The sequence below is a fragment of the Halobium salinum genome, from assembly GCF_026586625.1.
In the GTDB taxonomy this organism is placed as follows: domain Archaea; phylum Halobacteriota; class Halobacteria; order Halobacteriales; family Haloferacaceae; genus Halobium; species Halobium salinum.
In genome coordinates this window covers 1,273,253-1,293,188 of record NZ_JAODIW010000006.1, presented here as the reverse complement: position 1 = coordinate 1,293,188, position 19,936 = coordinate 1,273,253, and the positions used below count along the sequence as shown (strand labels likewise).

At 69.2% G+C, this 19,936-nt stretch carries 22 protein-coding genes; 6 read left to right on the top strand and 16 right to left on the bottom strand.

What is annotated here, in order from left to right; genetic code table 11:
* Nucleotides 1-84: 84 nt before the first annotated feature.
* From N5095_RS09925 to N5095_RS09905, 5 genes are all read right to left on the bottom strand, one after another.
* Nucleotides 85-738 (bottom strand): DUF7979 domain-containing protein, encoded by a 654-nt coding sequence (locus N5095_RS09925; protein ID WP_267622631.1) that lies wholly within the window; start codon nt 736-738, stop codon nt 85-87.
* Nucleotides 739-799: 61 nt separating this feature from the next.
* The gene (locus N5095_RS09920) at nt 800-1,408 is read right to left on the bottom strand and encodes an NUDIX hydrolase (protein ID WP_267622630.1); all 609 of its coding nucleotides are present in this window, start codon (nt 1,406-1,408) and stop codon (nt 800-802) included.
* Nucleotides 1,409-1,540: 132 nt separating this feature from the next.
* Nucleotides 1,541-2,029: a 50S ribosomal protein L11 gene (locus tag N5095_RS09915; RefSeq protein WP_267622629.1), complete on the bottom strand. Its 489-nt coding sequence runs from the start codon at nt 2,027-2,029 to the stop codon at nt 1,541-1,543.
* Between the two features lie 276 nt (nt 2,030-2,305).
* Nucleotides 2,306-2,617, bottom strand: coding sequence for a hypothetical protein (locus N5095_RS09910; RefSeq protein WP_267622628.1), 312 nt, complete (start codon nt 2,615-2,617; stop codon nt 2,306-2,308).
* 169 nt (nt 2,618-2,786) lie between these two features.
* Nucleotides 2,787-3,851 (bottom strand): M20/M25/M40 family metallo-hydrolase, encoded by a 1,065-nt coding sequence (locus N5095_RS09905; protein ID WP_267623030.1) that lies wholly within the window; start codon nt 3,849-3,851, stop codon nt 2,787-2,789.
* A gap of 158 nt (nt 3,852-4,009) precedes the next feature.
* Here N5095_RS09905 and N5095_RS09900 point away from each other — a divergent pair, with 158 nt between their 5' ends.
* The 3 genes from N5095_RS09900 (at nt 4,010) to N5095_RS09890 (ending at nt 6,964) form a co-directional block, all read left to right on the top strand.
* On the top strand, nt 4,010-4,303 hold the full coding sequence (locus tag N5095_RS09900; RefSeq protein WP_267622627.1) for a hypothetical protein: 294 nt from the start codon (nt 4,010-4,012) through the stop codon (nt 4,301-4,303).
* 85 nt (nt 4,304-4,388) lie between these two features.
* Nucleotides 4,389-6,755 carry a tRNA(Met) cytidine acetyltransferase TmcA gene (tmcA, locus tag N5095_RS09895; protein ID WP_267622626.1) on the top strand — a complete coding sequence of 789 codons (2,367 nt, stop codon included), beginning with the start codon at nt 4,389-4,391 and terminating at the stop codon, nt 6,753-6,755.
* Nucleotides 6,756-6,799: 44 nt separating this feature from the next.
* Nucleotides 6,800-6,964: a DUF8014 family protein gene (locus tag N5095_RS09890; RefSeq protein ID WP_267622625.1), complete on the top strand. Its 165-nt coding sequence runs from the start codon at nt 6,800-6,802 to the stop codon at nt 6,962-6,964.
* Nucleotides 6,965-7,001: 37 nt separating this feature from the next.
* Here the strand turns inward: N5095_RS09890 and N5095_RS09885 are convergent, their stop codons facing one another.
* From N5095_RS09885 to rpl7ae, 8 genes are all read right to left on the bottom strand, one after another.
* Entirely contained in the window at nt 7,002-7,337 is a 336-nt protein-coding gene (locus N5095_RS09885) for a 2Fe-2S iron-sulfur cluster-binding protein (RefSeq protein ID WP_267622624.1), read from the bottom strand.
* Nucleotides 7,334-8,740 (bottom strand): selenium-binding protein SBP56-related protein, encoded by a 1,407-nt coding sequence (locus N5095_RS09880; protein ID WP_267622623.1) that lies wholly within the window; start codon nt 8,738-8,740, stop codon nt 7,334-7,336. The genes N5095_RS09885 and N5095_RS09880 overlap by 4 nt, the downstream gene beginning before the upstream one ends.
* Nucleotides 8,741-8,859: 119 nt before the next feature.
* A complete protein-coding gene (locus N5095_RS09875) occupies nt 8,860-9,603 on the bottom strand; it encodes a glycerophosphodiester phosphodiesterase (RefSeq protein WP_267622622.1) in 744 nt (247 codons plus the stop codon).
* 126 nt (nt 9,604-9,729) lie between these two features.
* Complete coding sequence (locus N5095_RS09870) at nt 9,730-10,473, bottom strand: glycerophosphodiester phosphodiesterase (RefSeq protein ID WP_267622620.1); 744 nt, start codon at nt 10,471-10,473, stop codon at nt 9,730-9,732.
* A 328-nt stretch (nt 10,474-10,801) separates the two neighbouring features.
* On the bottom strand, nt 10,802-11,281 hold the full coding sequence (ndk, locus tag N5095_RS09865; protein WP_267622618.1) for a nucleoside-diphosphate kinase: 480 nt from the start codon (nt 11,279-11,281) through the stop codon (nt 10,802-10,804).
* Entirely contained in the window at nt 11,282-11,479 is a 198-nt protein-coding gene (locus N5095_RS09860) for a 50S ribosomal protein L24e (protein WP_267622617.1), read from the bottom strand.
* Complete coding sequence (locus N5095_RS09855; RefSeq protein WP_267622616.1) at nt 11,479-11,703, bottom strand: 30S ribosomal protein S28e; 225 nt, start codon at nt 11,701-11,703, stop codon at nt 11,479-11,481. Before N5095_RS09855 ends, N5095_RS09860 begins: the two co-directional genes overlap by 1 nt.
* 6 nt (nt 11,704-11,709) lie before the next feature.
* Nucleotides 11,710-12,072: a 50S ribosomal protein L7Ae gene (gene rpl7ae / locus N5095_RS09850; protein ID WP_267622615.1), complete on the bottom strand. Its 363-nt coding sequence runs from the start codon at nt 12,070-12,072 to the stop codon at nt 11,710-11,712.
* Between the two features lie 393 nt (nt 12,073-12,465).
* On the opposite strand from rpl7ae, the gene N5095_RS09845 reads away from it, so the two are divergent.
* Together N5095_RS09845 and N5095_RS09840 are read left to right on the top strand one after the other, a co-directional pair.
* A complete protein-coding gene (locus N5095_RS09845) occupies nt 12,466-13,707 on the top strand; it encodes an MFS transporter (RefSeq protein WP_308203532.1) in 1,242 nt (413 codons plus the stop codon).
* Between the two features lie 173 nt (nt 13,708-13,880).
* Complete coding sequence (locus N5095_RS09840; protein WP_267622614.1) at nt 13,881-14,933, top strand: phytoene/squalene synthase family protein; 1,053 nt, start codon at nt 13,881-13,883, stop codon at nt 14,931-14,933.
* 553 nt (nt 14,934-15,486) lie between these two features.
* On the opposite strand, the gene N5095_RS09835 is transcribed toward N5095_RS09840, so the two are convergent.
* The 3 genes from N5095_RS09835 to N5095_RS09825 form a co-directional block, all read right to left on the bottom strand.
* A complete protein-coding gene (locus N5095_RS09835; protein ID WP_267622613.1) occupies nt 15,487-16,416 on the bottom strand; it encodes a calcium/sodium antiporter in 930 nt (309 codons plus the stop codon).
* Between the two features lie 305 nt (nt 16,417-16,721).
* Complete coding sequence (locus tag N5095_RS09830) at nt 16,722-17,498, bottom strand: DUF4396 domain-containing protein (protein WP_267622611.1); 777 nt, start codon at nt 17,496-17,498, stop codon at nt 16,722-16,724.
* A 216-nt stretch (nt 17,499-17,714) separates the two neighbouring features.
* A complete protein-coding gene (locus N5095_RS09825) occupies nt 17,715-18,053 on the bottom strand; it encodes a four-helix bundle copper-binding protein (protein WP_267622609.1) in 339 nt (112 codons plus the stop codon).
* 582 nt (nt 18,054-18,635) lie between these two features.
* Between N5095_RS09825 and N5095_RS09820 the strand changes: the two genes are divergently transcribed.
* Complete coding sequence (locus tag N5095_RS09820) at nt 18,636-19,916, top strand: multicopper oxidase family protein (protein ID WP_267622607.1); 1,281 nt, start codon at nt 18,636-18,638, stop codon at nt 19,914-19,916.
* The last annotated feature ends 20 nt before the right edge of the window (nt 19,917-19,936 follow it).

Below are 19,936 nucleotides of genomic sequence, written 5' to 3'. Positions count from 1 at the left end.
AAACAGGCGGAGCCTGTCTCACGTGGAGTGTCGGTCATCCCGGCCTTAAACCCGTCGAACCTCTCGGCGGTACGAAAGGGCCTCTCACGGGGTCTTGGGCGCCAGATAGCGCCCTGTGAGTCCAGCAGTGAGCACGGCGCCCGCCGCGGTGACGGCCACGACGATGCCGCCCACGAGCCAGGGGTGTATCCACCCCGTTCGGACGGTCGACGAGACTGCGACCGCCACGAGACAGCCGAACCCGAGGCCACCGCCGAGGAGCGCGCCCGTCGATACGCGGGCCGGTGAGCGGCACAGACGGAACCCGCCGGCGGCCGCGAGTGACGACCCGAGCGCGAGGAGCGCGAGGAAGGCGACCTGGTCGACGAAGCCGAACGGGCCGTTCTGTGGCAGGAGGGCGTATCGCGTCCCTTCGTAGCTGATGAGGTACATTCCGTCCCCCCAGTTCGGAGCGTCGGTGTACACGAAGTCCGGCGGCCGGTTCGGCTCGCCGTAGACGACGCCGTCGCCGTCGAGTCCGTCGAGAAACGCTCGCTTCCCCTTCGGGCTGAGCGACTCGAACGGTCGCGGCGTCACGTCCGCCGGGACGTCGTACCCCGGGTCCGCGGAGTCGACGGAATCGACGGAGTGACCGTACCTCTCCGCGCCGGCGTGTGGATACGAGACACCGGCGACGACGAAGAGCGAGAGGGCGGCGGCGAGCAGAAGGAGGGCGGAGACGTCCGAGTGGTCGACCATCGACCGCGACTCGTCGGAGTCGTGATAAATGCTTTCCGCCGGGCCAGTGGCGGTGTGTCGGTCAGTCCCCGCCGCTCGCACGGTCGAGCGACGCTCGCGCTTCCGCCAGCAGCCACGCCAGGTCGTCGGTCCCGAACCGGTCGCGGTGGGACGCCCGCAGGGAGCGGTCGGACGACTCGAACTCGGCGGGCGTGAAGAAGCGAGCGTCGGTCGCGTCGGACCCGGCGTCGAGCGTGCCCGTCGTCTCCGAGCGCCACACCGCGAAGTCGACGTTTGCCATGTACTGTTCCGGCACCGGCTCGCCGGCGTTGTCGGCGAAGTAGACGAGGTCGTCGGGGTCGACGACGAGCCCCGTCTCCTCCGCCAGTTCGCGGGCGACCCCCTCGCGCGGCGACTCGCCGCACTCGATTCGGCCCTCCGGAAGCTTCCACTCGTCCGTGCTCCGGAAGTCCTCGACGAGGAGGATGCGGTCCGCGTCGTCGGCGTCGCCGCCTCGGCTGTCGTCGTTGTCACCGCCGCTCGTCCGGTCGACGACCGCGGCGCCGCCGCCCGGACAGGGGTTGTGGAACACGCGGTCGTCACACGCCGCACACCGAAAGACCGTCGGCGGGTCGACCGGATCGAGCGCCGTCCCGCAGTACGGACAGTAGTCGGGCGGGCGGTTGCTCATGCCCGTGACTCTCTCGTGACGTGTGTTAACACTTTTCTCGGCGGGCGGTGACGGAGTTCGAGAATCGGAGTCGTCACTCGTCGGTCGGAGAGCGACCCGCAGAGCGGGCCGGAGAGAACTGGTCGGCCCGAGTCAGGCCGCCGCTTCTTCGGCGAAGTAGTCGTCGTACTCGCCGTCGTCGAGGCGCTTCTTGAACTCGCGGGGGTCGTTCCCCTCGATGGTGACGCCGAGCGACGTGCAGGTCCCGACGACCTCCTTCGCGGCGTTCTTCAGGTCGTAGGCGAGCAGGTCCGAGGACTTCTGCTCCGCGACCTTCTTCACCTGGTCGATGCTCATGTCGGCGACGAACTCCGACTGGGGCGTACCGCTGCCCGTGTCGAACCCGGCCTCGTCCTTGACGAGGGCGGCCGTCGGCGGGACGCCGACCTCGATGGTGAACGAGCCGTCGTCCTCGTACTCGACCGTCACGGGGACTTCCATCCCGTCGAACGCGGCGGTCTGTTCGTTTATCTCGTTGACGACGTCCTGGACGTTCACCGGCGTCGGACCGAGCTCCGGCCCGAGGGGCGGGCCAGGGTTGGCCTGCCCGCCGGGAACGAGGGCTTCGATAGTTCCGGCCATGCACGAAGCATCCCTTCGGCGACTTTTAACGGTTGTCTTTCGACCGGACCGTGTGGGACGCTCCCCCGGTCTCCGGGACCCCGAACCCGACCTCACGCTGTCGGAGTCGCGTGGCCCCTTGCCCCCCCGAGCGACGCTGCCGACGGACGGTCCGGCGTTCCGGCTCGACGGGCCGTCTCGTCGGCGGACGCGGCCCCGACGAGACGACCCGTAGCGGTCGCTCCGGGACCGTGTCGAGTTCGGAGAACGGTGTCGTCGTCGGTCGTGTCCGTCGTGTCAGTCGTCGGCCGGCGCGATGCCCGACCCGCCGGTGTCCGGGAACGTCACCCGACCGCCGTGGCCGTAGTCGTGGATGCGGGCGCGGTACTGGATGCCCTCGGCCAGCGTCGCGGCCTGCACGTAGCTCGTTCCCCGGTCGCAGACGACCGCCCAGTCTCCGGTGACCCCCGAGATGTCCCGCGATTCGACGCCGTGGAGCTGTGCGACGACCTCGTCGTCGTACTCGTCCAACTCGACCTCGGCGGTCAGGTGGTCGCCCTCGGTGGTCAGTATCTTGATCCGGGTCCCATCTACGCTCGGTGCCAGCATACTCGCAGACAATACATTCCCTTACTTTAACTTATCGACGGGAGGGGGTGTTCGCAATAGTTAGGTGTCGAAATCCGGCAGTGCGGGTCACGAGAACCCGCAGTATCGATATACAGTCGGCACCGACACCACCGTCTCGGCGGACGCCGTCGCCGTCCGCCGTATCCGTTCAGACGTCGACGCCGAACGACGTTCGCTCGGCCGCCCGGTCGACGAACGCACCGAGTAAGTCGGCGACGGCGACGAGGTCCCCGGTGTCGACGACCTCGACCGGGGTGTGCATGTAGCGGTTCGGCACCCCGACCGAGAGCGACGGGGTGCCGCCCCGGGCCGTGTAGAACGCGTCGGTGTCGGTGCCGGTTCGCACGCCGGCCGCCTCCAACTGGACCTCGATGTCTGCCTCGCTCGCGGCCGCGCGTGCGAGGTCGACGAGCACCGGATGGTTCGAACTGCCGCGCTTGAGCGCCGGGCCCGCGCCGAGTTCGACCGGGCCGCTCGGCCGGAGCGCGAAGTCGGGGGAGTCCGTCGCGTGGGTCACGTCGACGGCGACGACGGCGTCCGGGTCGAGGTCGAAGGCGACCATCTCCGCGCCGCGCAGGCCGACCTCCTCCTGGACCGTCGAGACGGCGTACACCGTCGCCTCCGTCTCCGACTCGACCGCTCGTCGGAACCCCTCCGCGGCGGCCCACGTGCCGACCCGGTTGTCCATCCCTCGAGCGGCGAGGCGACCGCTCGCCAGCTCCCGCACCCGCGTCTCCACCGTGACCGGGTCGCCGACCTCGACCAGGTCGCGGGCGCCCGCGTCGCTCTCGGCGCCCACGTCGACGAACTGCTCGTCGAGGTCGTCGTACTCCTCCTCGCCGACGTCGCGGAGGTGGATGGCCCGCTGGCCGACGACGCCCGACACGGGGCCGTCGTCGGTGTGGATGGTGACGCCCTGTCCTTTCGTCACCGTCCGGTCGGCGCCGCCGATGGGGCCGATGCGGAGGAACCCCTCGTCGGTCACGTCGCGCACGATGAGGCCGATTTCGTCGGCGTGGCCCGCGAGCGCGATGTCAGGGCCGTCGCCGCTCCCCTCGTGGACCGCCACCGCGTTACCGTAGTCGTCGACGCGTACCCCGTCGGCGAACGCCTCGACGTAGTCGAGCCACACCCGCTGGCCGGCCGTCTCGTAGCCGGAGGGGCTGGGTGTCGTGAGCAGGTCGTCGAGGAAGCGCCGTCGGTCGTCGTCCATCGGGCCGTTCATGATTGCGTTGTGGGACCTCGACACAAGAAGCCGCGTGAGACGGCGACCCGGGCCGCTTTTCGAGTAGCGCCGACGGCCGACGGCGAACGGCCGACTCCCCTCACTTTTGGCACAACGGATAAGGGACGCCTCGTCGTACCTCGGACATGGTCAACTTCACGCTGATCGAAGTCCACCTCGACGACGGCAACCTCCAGCTCGGCCCCTCGGGCGTCGGCTACGTCCCCGACGAGGACGCCGAATTCGACGAAGGCGAGGCCACCGAAATCGAGGTCGACGGCGACGAGGAGTCCTCCGGCGGCCGCGGACTCCTCTCGTACCTGCTCGTGCTCGCCGTCCTCGCCGGCGTCGCGTTCGCCGCGAAGCAGTTCCTCGGCGGCGGTGCCGACGAGGGGTTCGAGGAGCTAGAGGAGCTCGACGACCTCGCCGACGAGGCCTGAGCCGCGCCGGCGGTTCACCCGAGTCGCGACCGCGCGAGACCGAACAACGCAACGCCCTTTGTTCGACCCCGCGAACCCGGAGCCGATGAGTGACGACCCTCGTAGTCCGGTCGAGACGGTCGCCCGCGACCTCCGGGCCGCCGCCGTCCGCGACCGCCAGCGCCGACTGCTGGTGTTCGCCGGCGACCGCGACGCCGGCATCGACGCCGCCTACGACGCCCTCGCGGCGGCCGGGTTCGACGAGGCCGCCGATGGTGACGGCGACGCGAACGAGGCCACAGACGGTAACGACGACACGGACGAGGACACAGACCGAGACGGAGACGACGAAGACGCCGTCACCATCGTGACGACGCGCGAGGGGTTTCGCTACGACCGGGTCGACCCGGTTCACGCCGGCGAACTGCTGGGGACGACCCGCGACGCCGTCGTTCTCGACTGCCACGAGGGGTTCTCGCCGAACGCGCTCGGCCGGGTCGTCGGCGCCGTCGACGCCGGGGGTCTGCTCGTCCTCCTGACGCCACCGCTCGACGAGTGGCCCGACCGGCGGGACGAGTTCGACGAGGGGCTCGCCGTCCCGCCGTTCTCTGTCGACGACGTGGACGGCCGATTCCGGCGCCGGCTCGTCGCGACGCTCCGGAACCACCCCGGCGTCGCTGTCGTCGACGTGGACGAGGGGGCTGTCGAGCGGGCGCCCGCGGACGACCCGGGTCTCACGCTCGACTACGGCGGGCGCCGACCCGCCCCGCCGACCGACGCCGCCTTCCCGGCCGCCGCGTACCGCGCCTGCCTGACCGCGGACCAGGGCCACGCGGTCGCCGAGTTGGAGGCCCTACTCGACCCGGGACACGCGGTCGTCGTCGAGGCCGACCGGGGTCGGGGGAAGTCGAGCGCCGCCGGCATCGCGGCCGGCGCGCTCGCCGCCGCCGGGAAGGACGTACTCGTGACCGCGCCGAGGTACCGCAACGCTCGGGAGGTGTTCGCCCGCGCCCGCGCGTTGCTCGCCGCCCCCGACCTCGACGCACTGGCCGGGGCCGGTCCCGACCCGGAGCACCCGCGAACACTCACCTCGACCTCGGGCGGGCGGGTTCGCTTCGCTCCACCGCCGGCGGCCGCGACGCTCCCGGAGGACCCGGACGTCGTAATCGTCGACGAGGCCGCGGCGCTCCCGGTCCGACTGCTCGCGCGCTTCCTCGACGCCCCGTCGGTCGCCTTCGCGACGACGGTCCACGGCTACGAGGGCGCGGGACGCGGCTTCTCCGTGCGCTTTCGCGACCGCCTCGGCGACTCGGGGCTCGCCGTCTCGGAGACGCACCTCGACAAGCCCATCCGCTACGCCGCCGGCGACCCGGTCGAGTCGTGGGCGTTCCGGGCGCTCCTGCTCGACGCACGACCGCCGGTGAAACCGCTCGTCGTCGACGCGACGCTCGACTCGGTCAGCTACCGAGAACTCGACCCCGAGACCCTCCTCGCGGACGAACACCGCCTGCGCGAGGCGTTCGGCCTGCTCGTCTTGGCGCACTACCGGACCGAACCCGACGACCTCGCGCGCCTCCTCGACGCCCCGAACCTCACCTGCCGGGCGCTGTGTCACGACGGCCACGTCGTGAGCGTCGCCCTGCTCGCCCGCGAGGGTGCGCTCGACGCCGACACCCGGAGGCGGATGTACGACGGCGGGCGGATTCGCGGGAACATGCTCCCGGACGTGTTCACGAGCCAACTCCGCGACGAGGCCGCGGGGGTGCCGGTCGGCTACCGGGTGATGCGCATCGCCACCCACCACGCCGTCCGCTCGCGCGGGTTCGGCTCGCGCCTGCTCGACGAAGTCGAAGCCGAACTCGGAACCGAAACCGACTGGCTCGGTGTCGGCTACGGCGCCACCCCCGAACTGCTCCGGTTCTGGGACCGCAACGGGTTCGACACGGTCCACCTCTCGACCTCCCGCAACGACACCAGCGGGGAGTACTCGGCGCTGATGCTCCGGCCGACGAGCGACGCCGGTCGCGACCTCCGGGAGCGCCACGACCGCTGGTTCCGCGGGCGGGTGGCCGGGGTGCTCTCGGACCCGCTCCGGGACCTCGACGCCGACGTGGCCCGCGCGGCGCTCGGTGCGACCGCCGGCGTCTCGGCGCCCGACCTTGACGACCGCGGCTGGCGAATCGTCGTCGACTCCTCCTACGGCCCCGGCCTCTACTCGACACATCCCGAGGCGTTCCGCCGGGTCGCCCTCGCCCACCTCACCGACCCCGGCTCGACCGGGCTCGACCCCCGAGAGGAGCGTCTGCTCGTCCGGAAGGTGCTCCAAGGGGAGTCGTGGGACGCGGTCGCCGACGAACTCGACTACGTCTCCACGGGCCAGTGCATGCGGGCGCTCGGCGACGCCTTCCGGCCCCTCGTGGACCGCTACGGCACGGCGTTCGCCCACGACCTGCGCGGGCGGTACGAGAAGTAGCGACCGGCGACACACCGATTACTCCGGCCGCGCTATCGATGCGCATGAGCGAGTGCGCCGAGGACGGCTGTCCGAACGAGGCGGCCGTCCGAGTGTACGTCCCGTGGGAGGCGGACCGTGACGTGTGTACGGCCCACGCGCGGTCCATCGTCCAGCAGGACGGCGTGGTGGCCGAACCGCTGGAGGGGTCCGAGAAGAACTGGCGCTGAGCCGTCGTCGTCGGGTCGGCGACCGTCGGCTCTCCCGCTACTTCCACGGGTTCGAGACGAGGTCGGCCGCCACGTCGGTGCCGACCTCGACCTCGGAGTCGGCCCGCGGTTCGGCGATACAGAGCAGGGCGTACCCGGCGTCGAGATGTCGTCCTTTGAGCGCTCGCGGCGGTCGTCGATGCGCCAGTTCGCCCGCGACGACCTGCCCGGTACAGGTCCCGCACGCGCCGGTCCGACAGCCGAACGGGAGCGCCACGTCGGCGGCGTCGGCCGCGTCGAGCACCGTCTCGTCGGCGTCGACGGCGATGCGCTCCTCGCGACCCGAACGCCACCGGAGGTCGACGGTGAACCGTTCGGCGTCGCTCCCGCTCACAGCCACACGTCGCTCGTGCAGTCGCCGTCGGGCCACCGTATCTCGTGGGCGCGCGCGGGCCCGTCCGGGAGGTCGCCGAAGTCGACGAGGAAGTCGGGGTCGAGCGACATCGTCCCCTTTCTGGGGTCCACGTCGGCTTTGAGCATCACCGACCCCAGTTCGCCCTCCTCGGGGTAGAACTGCGCGTCCCACGAGGAGAACAGCGAGGTCGTCCAGTAGAGGCGGGTGCCGTCGAGGCTCAACTGGAGCATCTGTGGGCCGCCGACCACGGCGCGCTCCCCGTCGATGGGGTGACGCGGCCCGAAGTGGCCGCCGGCCCACAGCTGGTCGGCGAGCCGCGGGTTGGCGGGGTCGCTCACGTCGTACATCCGCACGTCGCCGTGGAGCCAGTTCGAGAAGAACAGGTAGCGGTCGTCCATGGAGACGAGCAGGTCGGTGACGAGCCCCGGAACGGGCATCTCCCAGTCCTCGTGCTCGCGGGACTCCACGTCGATGGCCTTGTCCGCGCGCCACTCACCGTCGCGCTCGTACACGTGGAAGACGTTCGAGGACAGCGCCGCGCCGACGTAGGCGTGGGTCGACTCGGGGCTGTGGAGGAAGCGAACTTCGAGCGGGATGTGGCCCTCCTCCCCGAGGTCGAGCGTCTGGACGACCTCCCGCTCCGACCAGTTCCAGACGTTGAGTTTACGGCCGTACTTCCCGGCCTCCACGTCCTCGAGGTCGAACCCGGGGAGAAACGTCTTCGGCGCGGCCCACTCGCTCGATATCATCACGTCGTGGCGCGGCTGGTACCAGTAGTCGTAGTTCATGCCGATTTCGCCCGGCGGGTCCCAGCGGCCGGTCACCTCGAAGTCGTCGTTCAACAGGAGGAACCCGCCCGGGAGGTCGCCGTCCGCGTCCCCGAGCATCGAAATCAGTATCTCCCCGTCCGGGATGCAGTGGACGGTGTGAGGCGTCGACAGGTCGTGTTCGAACACCTCTTCGGGTTCGATGACCTTCACTATCTCCGGGTTCCGGCGGTTCTTCGTGTCGACGACGTGGAGACGCGAAGAGCGCACGCCGGGAACCACGAGGTGGCGCCGTTCCAACCCCTCGACGTGACAGGAGGACGAACAGGCGTTCCAGCCGAAGTGGTGGAGCTCGTCGCCGCGGTTCGGCATCTCGACGCGGTCGATTATCTCGCAGTAGGTGTCGGAGGCGGGGTCGACGTCGACGACGGCGACGAAGTCCGGCGCGTCCACGTCGGTGCCGGTGTAGAGCCCCATCACGTACGCCACCGTCTCGGGCTCCGACTCCTCGATTGCGGCCTGTGGGGTGCTGTATCCGGGCCCCTCGTGGCCGTGGTGCTCGTGGTCCGCGTGGTCGTGGCTGGCATCATCGTGAGGTGTGTCAGCGTCGCTCATGGCCGGAAGAAGAGAGGTGACGTGCCTGCTTTTAGATTCGGTTCGGTCGGGTATCGGGACGGTCGGTCGACCCGGCCAGTTCGCGCCGAGTTTCCCCACCGAGTCGGTGCTGGGTCTGCTCAGTGCATCAGCGCTCGAAGTCGCTCGAGCGTCGCCCCCGGCTCGGCGAGGGCGCCGACGTAGTCCAGTCCCCGCACCTCGTCGGGGGCGAGCTCCGGCGACGAGGCGGCGACGCTGTCGACGCCCGCGCTGTCGAGCAGGCGCGCCATCGCGGAGGTGGCGACGGTCCACGCTTCGACTTTCATCCCGGCCGCGTGGGCGCGCTCGACGACGTCGGTCCCGAGAGCGAGCGACCAGTGCGGGCTGACGTACTCACAGTCGAGCAGCCGGGCCGTCGTCATGTTCCGGTCGGCGCGTACGTCGAACAGGTACGAGAGTGGAATCTCGTCGTCGATGTCGCGGGCCTCCCAGAGCGCGTCGGCGTAGAACGAGGAGAGTAGAACGTCGTTGTCGACGGCGCGCGCGAGGTCGACGACGTCCTCTCCGAGCGCCGGTCCCTTGAGGTCGAGTCGGAGCGGGGTGTCGTCCGGAACCGCCGCCGCGATGTCCGCGACCAGCGGGACGCCCTCGCCGGAGCCGCCGACGGACAGCGCGGCCAACTCGTCGACCGAGAGCTCCCCCACCCGCCCGCTCCCGTCGGTCGTGAACCCGACCCGGTCGAAGTGGGTGGCGACGAGTTCGCCCGAGCCACAGCGCCGGACGTCGACCTCGACGCGGTCGGCGTCCGCGGCGGCTCGGCTCGCGGCCTCGACGGTGTTCTCCGGGTACGCCTCCTCGAACCCGCGGTGCGCCGTTATCTCCATCGTGTCGGGCCGAGGGCCAGCAGGGGGATAGTACCGACGGCCCGGGAGGCGGATGTCGGCCCGACCGGCGGGGGTCGACACGACCGGTGGCTATCGACCCTACCGGCGGGTGTCGACCCCGGCCGACTACCGACCCAGCCCCCGGAGCCGTTCGAGCACCGACGAGACCTCGGTGAGCACTCTCGCCCGTTCCAGTCTCCCCACGTCGTCGGGCGTCAGCGTCGGCGAGGTCACCGCGAGGCTGTCGACGCCCTCCGTCCCCAGAAAGTCGGCGACGGCGGACGACGCGACGGCCCACGGCTCGACTTTCATCCCCTCGTCGTGAGCGCGGTCGACGACGTCGGTCCCGAGGGCGAGCGACCAGTGCGGGCTGACGTACTCGCAGTCGAGCAGACGGGCCGTCGTCATGTTCCGGTCGAGCCGCACGTCGAAGTGATACGAGAGTGGAATCCCGCTGTCGACGTCGCGGGCCTCCCAGAGCGCGTCGGCGTAAAACGAGGCGACAACCACGTCGTTGTCGATACGCTCGGCCAGTCCGATAGTGTCGCTCGCGACTCCCGGCTGCTTGAGGTCGAAGGCGATGGCAGTGTCCGAGGGTACCGCGGCGGCGACGTCTTCGAGCTCCCGAATCCCCTCGTCGGAGCCTTGGACGGACAGCGCGGCCAGTTCGCCGACCGAGAGGTTCCGGACCCGACCGGTGCCGTCGGAGACGACCCGTACCCGGTCGAAGTGGCTCGCGACGAGTTCGCCCGACCCACAGCGTCGCACGTCGATTTCCACGCGGTCCGCCAGCTCTCCGGCGCGCTCGGCCGCCTTCACCGTGTTCTCGGGGTACGCCTCCCCGAATCCGCGGTGCGCCGTGACTTCCATATAGGGGTTACGACGTGCGGCAGGCGCAAAGGAGCGGTGGCCTGGCTCCACGTGGAACCAGAATCAGCGGGGTCAGCGACGGTGTGGTGGCGGCGCAGTAGCGAGGCGGTGGGGCCGCGCAACGGTGATGCGGCCGCTGTACGGAGCGGTAGCTGTGCGGGGTGGAGGCTGTACGGGAGCGGAAGCTGTATGTGGCAATCGTCTCCAGGCCGCAGAACCGCGAGCGAGGCTCGAAGAGCCGAGCGAGCGGCCTTTTTTCGTCCAGGTTTTTTGTCGGGGTTCGAGCGCGGCGAAGCCGCGCGAGGACCCCGATAAAAAAGGTGGGTGCTTAGTGGTCTTCGTCTTCGTAGACCCACTCGGCGTCGGAGCGCTCGTAGTCGACGAGCTCCTCTTCGTCGAAGAAGAGGTCGATCTCGCGCTCGTTGGCGCCCTCGTCCTCGTGGTCCGAGCCGTGGATGACGTTCTGACCGAGGTCGAGCCCGTAGTCGCCACGGATAGTGCCGGGTGCGGACTCGGCGGGGTCGGTCTCGCCCATCATCTTGCGGACCTGCTGGGTGGCGTCCGCGCCCTCCCAGACCATCGCGAAGACCGGTCCGGAGGTGATGAACTCGACGAGGCCGTCGAAGAACGGCTTGCCCTCGTGCTCGCCGTAGTGTTCGTGGGCGAGCTCCTCGTCGATCTGCATGAACTTGCCGGCGACCATCTTGAGACCGCGTTCCTCGAAGCGGGAGACGATGTCCCCGATGAGGCCGCGCTGGACGCCGTCGGGCTTTACCATCACGAAGGTGCGTTCGTCGTGGTGGCTCATCTATTCCTCACTCCGTGCGCGTCGGGAGCCGCCCTCCTCGGTCCACTCGAGGTCGCGGGCCTCGCGGCCGAGGTCGGCGTTCTTCTCACACTTCGACGAGCAGAAGTGGATGACGGTACCGTTCGTGCGGACAAACATCGTGCCCGTGCCGGGCTCGATGTCGGCGCCGCAGTAGTCACAGTCTCGAGTCTGGGGCATTATCGGCCTCCGATGGAGTCCGCGTCACGCTGGGTCTCGCGGAGCTGGAGGACGTCCCCCTCGCGGATGGGACCCAGCACGTTGCGCGTGATGATTCGGCCCTGGTTCGAGCCTTCCTGGATGCGGCACTTGACCTGCATGGCCTCGCCGTGCATCCCTGTCTTGCCGACGACCTCGATGACCTCGGCGGAGGTGGAGTCGTCGGTGCTCTCTTCGGCTGACATGGTCGCTTACTGCAGGTCCTCGACCTTCTGGGAGATGTCTTCGACGTCGTCCTCGGCGTCGCCGGCGTCGACGATGGCGGCGGCCGCGGAGCCGACCTCGAGGCCGGCGGCGTGACCGACGTCGTCCTGCGTCTCCACGTAGACGAACGGGATGCCCTTCTCCTCGCAGAGCTCGGGGAGGTGCATGACGATCTCCTCGGGGGAGACGTCCTCCGCGATGTAGACGAGTTGGGCGTTGCCGCGCTCGATGGACTTGGTCGTCTCGTTCGTTCCCTTCTTCACCGTGCCGGTGTCTCGGGCGACCTCGAGGGCCTCGATGGCTCGCTCCTGAAGGTCGGCCGGGACTTCGAATTCTACGTATACGGGCATTGTTGGTCTCCTCCTGCTCGCGGGCTCGACTGCCTCGCCGGGCGCCGACCACGCTGGCCGTGGCGCATATCCATGCCGACGAGGAGTATCATCAACCCCGGGCAGGCTCTACGCCTTCGTTGTCCGTGACCCCATAAAAGCGCTTTCAATGGAGACACGGCGTGTGAGGCCGCCGCATGGGCGTCGTGGCGGGGTTCCGTCAGTTGGGTCACGCGTTCGGCCAGCGTCCGATGGCCTCTCTCGTCGGCGTCGAACCACCGACTCCGGCCCCGGAGTGGGACCATCTGGCACGCCCGCGACACGCTTTTTCGCCCGGGCTTCGCGGATAGGGTATGGACGTGGTGGGCCTGGTCGCAGACACGAACACGCCGACGCCCGGGGGTCGGTGAACGCGTGACGGGCGCCGACCAGGGAGGCTCCGGCGAGTCCGACCCGGCCCGGGGCGCCGGTCGGGCCGACCGCGGCTGGCTCGTCGTCGCCGGCCTGTTCACCCTCTCGGCCGCCGCCGCCGCCTTCGAAATCGCCCCCGCGAGCGTTACCCCGCTGCTGATGGACGGCATGTCCGTCGGGCCGACCGCCGCCGGGTGGCTGGTGAGCGTGATGTACGCCACGGCGGTCGTCGCGAGCGTCCCGGTCGGCGTCGGCCTCGACCGGACCGACGCCCGACTCGCCGTCGGCGCCGCGGCGCTCGCCCTGCTCGTCGCCGGCGCCTGGAGCTACGTCGCGGCGACGGGCGATGCGTACGCCTCCCTCGTCGCGGCGCGGGTGGTCGGCGGACTCTCCTACGTCACCCTCTGGAACGCGGGTGCGACCCTCTCGGGCGTCGTGGTCGACGCCGACCGTCGGGCGACGGCGGTCGGAATCTTCACCGCCAGCGCGCCGCTCGGGTTCGCGCTCGGGCAGTTCGGCGGGCCGCTCGTCGCCGAAGTGGCCGGCTGGGCGGCGACGTTCCCCGCCTTCGCCGCGCTCGGCGCCGTCGGGTTCGCGCTGTTCGCGGCCGGCGGCCCGCCGCGGCAGGCGGGCGTCGGCGACCCGCCGGACCGCGCCGCGCTCGGTCGCGTCCTCGCGAACCGGGCGGTGTGGACGGTGAGCCTCCTCGGGACGCTCGCATACGGGCTGTACCTCTTTCTCAACAGCTGGATGCCGACGTACCTCACCGAGACGACCGCGCTGACGCTCGGTCAGAGCGGGGCTCTCGTCGCGGTCTTCCCCGCGGTCGGGCTCGTCGCCCGCTCGGGGAGCGGCGTCCTCTCGGACCGGGCCTTCGGTGGGCGCCGCCGACCGGTCGTCCTCGGGGCGTACCTCCTCGTCCTCTCGGCGACGGCCGGGTTCCTCGTCGTCGAGGGCGTCCCGGCGCTGTTCGCCTGCCTGCTGCTCGCCGGGTTCGGCGTCCAACTCGCCATCGGCCTCGTGTTCACCTACGTCCGCGAACTCGTCGACCCGAGCGTCGCCGGGACGGCCGTCTCGCTCGTCACCGCCGTCGCGCTGGCCGGAGCGTTCGCCGCCCCGCTCCTCGCCGGCGCGGCCGTCGAACGCACGGGGTCGTTCCGGCTCGCGTTCGTCGGGGCGCTCGTCCTCGCCGTGGCTGGCGTCGGGTTGGCGACGGTCGCCCCCGAGCCCCGCGAGTCGGCGTGAGGGCGAGTAGGTCCGAGACCCACCCGGAGCGCCGTGCCGGACCGTCGCTCGGACGGGCGTTCGTACGTCCGTGAAATCGGTAGAATCGGACGGTAGAACCCTCCGAGACGCGAAGACCCGATGATGTGCCGTCACCAGCAAGTTTTTCGGCGCCCTCTCCCTGAATGGACACAATGGTCGAATCTACGCTTTCGGAGAGTGCCCCGGCACCCGGCCCCCCACTGGAGTGGTGTCACGGCGTCGTCGACGACGTGTCGCGGACGTTCGCCATCTCCATCAACATGCTCGACGAGCCCATGTCCAGCTACATCTGCGTGGGCTACCTCCTCTGTCGGGTGCCCGACACCGTCGAGGACGCAAAGCACATCCCGAACGACGCCAAAGCCCGCCTACTCACGCAGTACGACGCCGCCCTCGACCCGGAGGACGACACCTCCCCGGAGGCGTTCGTCGACGCCGTCGAGGAGTGGGTGCCCGATGAACCCGCCGACCCGGCCGACTGGGACGTGGTCGAGAACGTCGCCCGCGTGTTCGGGGCCTACGAGGCGTTCGACGCCGACGCGCGGGAGGCGATGCGTCCGCCCATCCGCGAGCTCGTCGAGGGGATGGCGACGTTCGTCGAGCGCTCCGACGACGACCGCGGCCTGCGCATCGCCGACCGCGAGGAGCTCGACCGATACTGCTACTTCGTCGCCGGGACGGTCGGTCACCTCATCACCAACCTCACCGCCCTCGAGACCGACGACGGTACCGAGAGCTACCTCCGCGAGCGCGCCGAGAGCTTCGGGCTCCTTCTCCAGCTCGTCAACATCGCGAAGGACGTCCACACCGACTTCCGCGACGAGGACAACGTGTACGTCCCCGCCGAGTGGCTCCGCGCCCACGGCGTCCCGCAGGACCGCATCCTCGCCCCCGAGTACCGCGCCGGCGCCGGCGTCGCCGTCAAGCGCGTCATCGACCACGCTCGCTCGTTCCGCGGCGAAGCCCGCGAGTACCTCCACCGGCTCGGCCGCACGACCGAGGGCCACCTCTCGGCGTGGGCGCTCCCGTACCTCCTCGCGGTCGCCACGCTCCGCGACCTCGACGCCAACCTCGACCAAGTGTTCACCGAGTCGTCGGTGAAGGTGTCTCGCGAGGAGGTCACCCGCCTCATCGCCGCGTTCACCACCTCGTCGCCGGACGTGGACCTCCTGCGCGACCTCGAACAGTCCATCGACGCCGAGTAACTCTCCGGCCACGGCGGTCTCTCCCTTTTCGGCCCACAGCGCGCACGTCCGTCGCTTTCACGAGTTCCTCGAGAAACGCCTCGCTCACCGTACATTCGAATCACAGGAACGGAGGTGCGAGGAGAGGTGTGGTACGGTCGATGGGGATGACAGACTTCCTCCCCTCGCTCCTCACTACGCCCGTGATAGTGCATAGCGTGTGGGTTTGGGCAACACTCTCCACAGTCGATAGTCGGCGCCGGCGCCGCGACTCGTCGCGAGGAATGTCTCTCCTGTGATTATAGCCGCCGAACCGAGAACGACCGAACTGTCGACTGACAATCGTCTCGTGAATCGAACGTCGAAGCCCGCCCGGAGTGTACGATTGTTTGCTTCCCGGGCGACCGTAGCGGCCGGCCGCGGATTCGCGCGTCTGAAAAACCCAGAGGGCGTTTATCGGCGTTTCCGGGGTGAGGGGCCGTCACGAACGTGGAACCGGTGACCGAATATAAACGGACGGAATCATCGAGCCACGGGGGAGTCGAGCAGGGTACGACGGCCGGCTGAATCCGAGTCACAGCAGGTCGAGTATCCACCGAGTGAGGTTGATTGCCACGAGCGCCGCACCCTCGAGCCGTCCGAGTTGTCCCCTCGTCCCGAGGAGCACGGCGGCGAGGACCGAGAGTCCGAGGAGCCACGTCGTGGTTCCGATGGCGGTGTCGACGACCTGGAGCGGCGTCAGCGTGGACGCGATACCCAGGATGAACAGGGCGTTGAACACGTTGCTCCCGATGAGGTTGCCCGCGGCGATGTCGCCCATCCCCTTCCGCGCGGCGGCGACGGACGCGACGACCTCCGGCGTTGAGGTGCCGACCGCGACGACGGTCTCGCCGATGACCCACTCGGAGAGCCCTCCGGCGCGGGCGATGGCGACGGCCGACTCGACGAGGAAGTGCGCGCCGCCGACGATGACGCCGAGTCCGGTCAGCAGGAGTACCGCCGCTCGTACTCCCACCGTCTCGGTCCCGCCGTTCGACTCGACGCCGTCGACGGGCCGGAGGAACAGCCAGGCGAGGTAGCCCGCGAACGCGAGGAGTAGTACCGCGCCCTCGAGACGGGTCAGCCGGAGGTCGAGGAGGAAGAGGAGCACCAGCACGGTCGACCCGACCATCACGGCCCCGTCGCGGCGGACCATCTGGCGAGAGCTCCGGACGCCTACGGCTGCCGCGATGCCCCCGAGGACGATGCCGATGTTGAAGAGGTTCGACCCGACGACGTTGGCGACGGCGATGTCGCCGGTCCCGACGAGCGCGGCGTCGACGCTGACGGCGACCTCCGGGGCCGACGTCCCGAGTGCGACGACGGTGAGTCCGACGACCAGCTCCGAGAGGCCGAATCGCCGGGCGATACGCGCCGCGTTCGTGACGAACAGCTCCGCACCGAGCCAGAGCGCCGCGACGCTGAGGAGGAAGACGACCGACGCGGCGAGGGTTCCATCGACCATCGGGTTCGGCTTCGTCTCAGCACGGTAAGTGGGTTTGGCCCGACAGCGGCCCGCTCAGGTCCGCAGTCGCCCCGGCTACAGCCCTACCGACGTGCCGACCTTCGTGTACCGGTCCCGGACGTCGGCCGAATTCCGGTTTCGGGGTGCCTGGCGTCTCGTCACGGCTCCCGGTCACGTCTCGCGGTTCACTCGGGCGAGAGATACGCCACGGGAGGCGTAGTCGAGTCGTGGCGACCGAAAGACGGTGTCCACTCCGTTCCCACTCCGTTCCGACAGTCCGCGCGACGGCCGCTCCCGAGCGCGACTCAGGCGGCGCTCTGAGCGTCGTCGCGCATCTCGGCGGGGTTGCTCATCCCCTCCTTGACGCCGTACTTCACGAGCACGACGTTGACCGGCCAGGCGACGAGGAAGCCGATGGAGAGCGAGAACGCGAGGGCCGTCCAGAACAGAATCTCGCCCATGTGGGTCTGGCTGGCGAGCAGGAGTTCGGTGCCGATGGCGAAAATCTCCATCAGGGTAATCGACGGTGTCTCGCTCAGCAGCGCGTCCCACGTCGCCTCCCCGAGTCCGACCCCGTCCTGCATCAGCGGGCCGATGGTGAGCGCGTAGCCGAACAGGTACGCGAACGCGAAGGTGACGGCCGCAACCCAGCCGACGGTGAGTGCGAGGATTCCCTGTGCGAGCGTGATGCCCACGACCTCTCCGGCGCCACACCCCGAATAGCAGTGGCTCGTCGACCGAAAGCCGCGCCGCCAGACCGAGTCGTTGGGAATCTGCGTTCGACCCGAGTACCAGTAGATGGCGAGACCGAACGGCCCCGAGTAGAGCACACAGAGCGTCCAGACGCCCTTCATCATGGAGCCGAGCATCTCGTTGTTGGTCCGGAGGTCCCACCGCAGAGTACCGGCCGAGGCGAGTACGAGCACCAGCCACACGCCGGCGACGAGCGGGTCGGAGAGGAATGGCACGAGTACCTCCCGTGCAGGCTCGAACGCCCGCTCTATCGCGCCGACGAGTTCGGCGACTCCTCCGGGCGACTGGAGCGGCGATACACCGATGTCGAGACCGGCGGTCTCTGACATTCTCGGTGCGTGTTTTCGGGCGGCTCTACTAACCCGGTTCCGGCTGTGATTCGGAAGTCACCTCCCCGCAGAACGTTCGACTCTTCGACTGAGGTGCCCCTCGACACACGAATCACTAGCCCTGGCGGAGCGCACACCCGATACTGTTCGCTCACGCGCCGAGGTTCGCTCGGCAGCGGTAACTAAAAAAAGCGGAAGGGCGGGAGTCGTCCGGCGTTACGCCATCGAGCGGCAGGTCTCCGCGCACTCGCGGAGCGGCTCGACGCAGGCCTGACAGTGGTCGTGGTCGTGACCCTCACACTCGTCGGCGCAGGCCTCACAGACCTCCGCGCAAATCTCGGCGACCTGGGAGTTGAACTGCGAGTCGCGGGCGCACAGCTTCGCGCACGTCGAGGCGATCTCGGCGACGTCGCGGCAGAGTCGGATACACTCCGCCATGTCCTCGCCGTGGCCGGCACAGGCGTCGGCGCAGTTCTCACAGACCTTCACCGCTTCGTGACAGTTGTCGATACACTCCTCCATCGAACCCTCGAACTGCTCGCTGACTGATGACATTGCATACAATACAACGGCCGTCTCCCTCTACCCTATTGTGGCTCTGATTCGGTCCCGACTCCCCCGCCGTACTTTCGATTGTTAAGGTGCAGGCCGGTCCACGATACGAACCGAAGCCTGGCGCCTCAGCGGTCGGAGTGCGACACTGCTTCGGTGCGTTCGTCTGTCGACTGTGGTCCCAGGCGACGAAGGCCAACGTACCGATGACGGCGGTTTTGCCGTCCGCTGTCGGCTCTCCCCCTTCAGGACCGCAACCGGGTGACCTCTCGAATCCAAGCCAATAGTGGGATAAGCACACAATACCAACTCGAAGCGAGGACTACGTTCCCCGTCGAAAACAGTTGCCGGTTGGTGAATCGACGAACCCGGCTCCCGTCGTCGACGACCGAACCAGTCCCCACAGATACCGAAATGAGACGAACGCCGCCTTCCCCCACGTGGACCCGACGCGAGTTGCTCGGCTCGTTGACCGCCGGTTCGCTCGCCGCGCTCGCTGGCTGTAGTGCGAGTACCCCGCTCGGGAGTAACGACGGAACCACGACCGACAGCGCGTCGGAATCGACTGCCGCTCCCGACTCCCGGATGGAACCCGACCGGACGGTCCAGTTGCGAGCGACCGGCGGGTCACACTCGGTCACCGCCGACCGTTCGTGGAACACGTGGGCGTACGGTGACGGCGTCCCCGGCCCCGAACTCAGGGTCGCGGAAGGGGACGTGCTCAGAGCGACCGTCACTAACGACCTGCAGGAGGAGACGACGGTCCACTGGCACGGCGTTCCGGTCAGGAACGCGATGGACGGTGTCCCCGGCCTCACCCAGCCCCCCATCGACCCTGGGTCGTCGTTCGAGTACACGTTCCGAGCCGAACCGGCGGGGACGTACTTCTACCACAGCCACGTCGGACTACAGCTGGACAGGGGACTCTACGGGCCGCTGATTATCGAGGAGTCGGACCCCCACGTCGAGTACGACCGTGAGTTCGTCCTCGTCCTCGACGATTTCCTCCCCGGTGAGCCGCGATTACCAGAGGGGTTCGGTGGCGGCATGGGCGGTTCTGGTGGGATGGGCGGGTCCGGTGGCATGATGGGCGACACGCGACCGCCGTACGAAGGACTCCTCGTCAACGGGCACCTCCCTTCGGACCCGCCCGAGTTCACCGTCGAGGAGAGTGAACGGGTTCGACTCCGGTTCATCAACGCCTCCAGCGCGACGGTGTTCCAGGTCGGTGTCGCGGGTCACGACCTCTCGGTTTCCCACGCGGACGGGCGGCCGGTCGAACCGGTCAGTGCCGGGTCGTTCGTCTTCGGTGCCGGGGAGCGTTACGACGCCATCGCCGAGGTGGCCGAACCGGGCTCGTGGGAGATTCGCGCCTCGGCGGTCGACGGGAACGAACCCCCGGCGAGAGCGGTTCTCCGAGCCGGTGACGGCGATAGCTCGCCGACGGCACTGCAGTCGTTCGGCAGTCGGCTTCGCTACTCGGACCTCCGTGCGCTCTCACCCGTCGAGGGCGTCGACGGCCGACCGGACCGGACGTTCGACCTGACGCTCTCGGCTGGCGGTGGCGGGTCGTATTCGTGGGCCATCGGTGGGCAGACGTACCCGGACGCGGACCCGCTCCGAATCGCCGAGGGTGACCACGTCCGCGTCCGGATGGCGAACCGAAGTCCGGTGCTCCACCCGATGCATCTCCACGGGCACTTCTTCCAGGTCGGAGATGCGGTCAAGGATACCGTGCTCGTCCCCGGTCACATGGGGGAGGTCACGTTCGACTTCGTCGCCGACAACCCCGGCGAGTGGCTGTTCCACTGCCACAACCTGTACCACCTCCACGCGGGGATGGCACGGGTGTTCGAGTATCGGTAACCGGAGCCGAAGCGACCGAC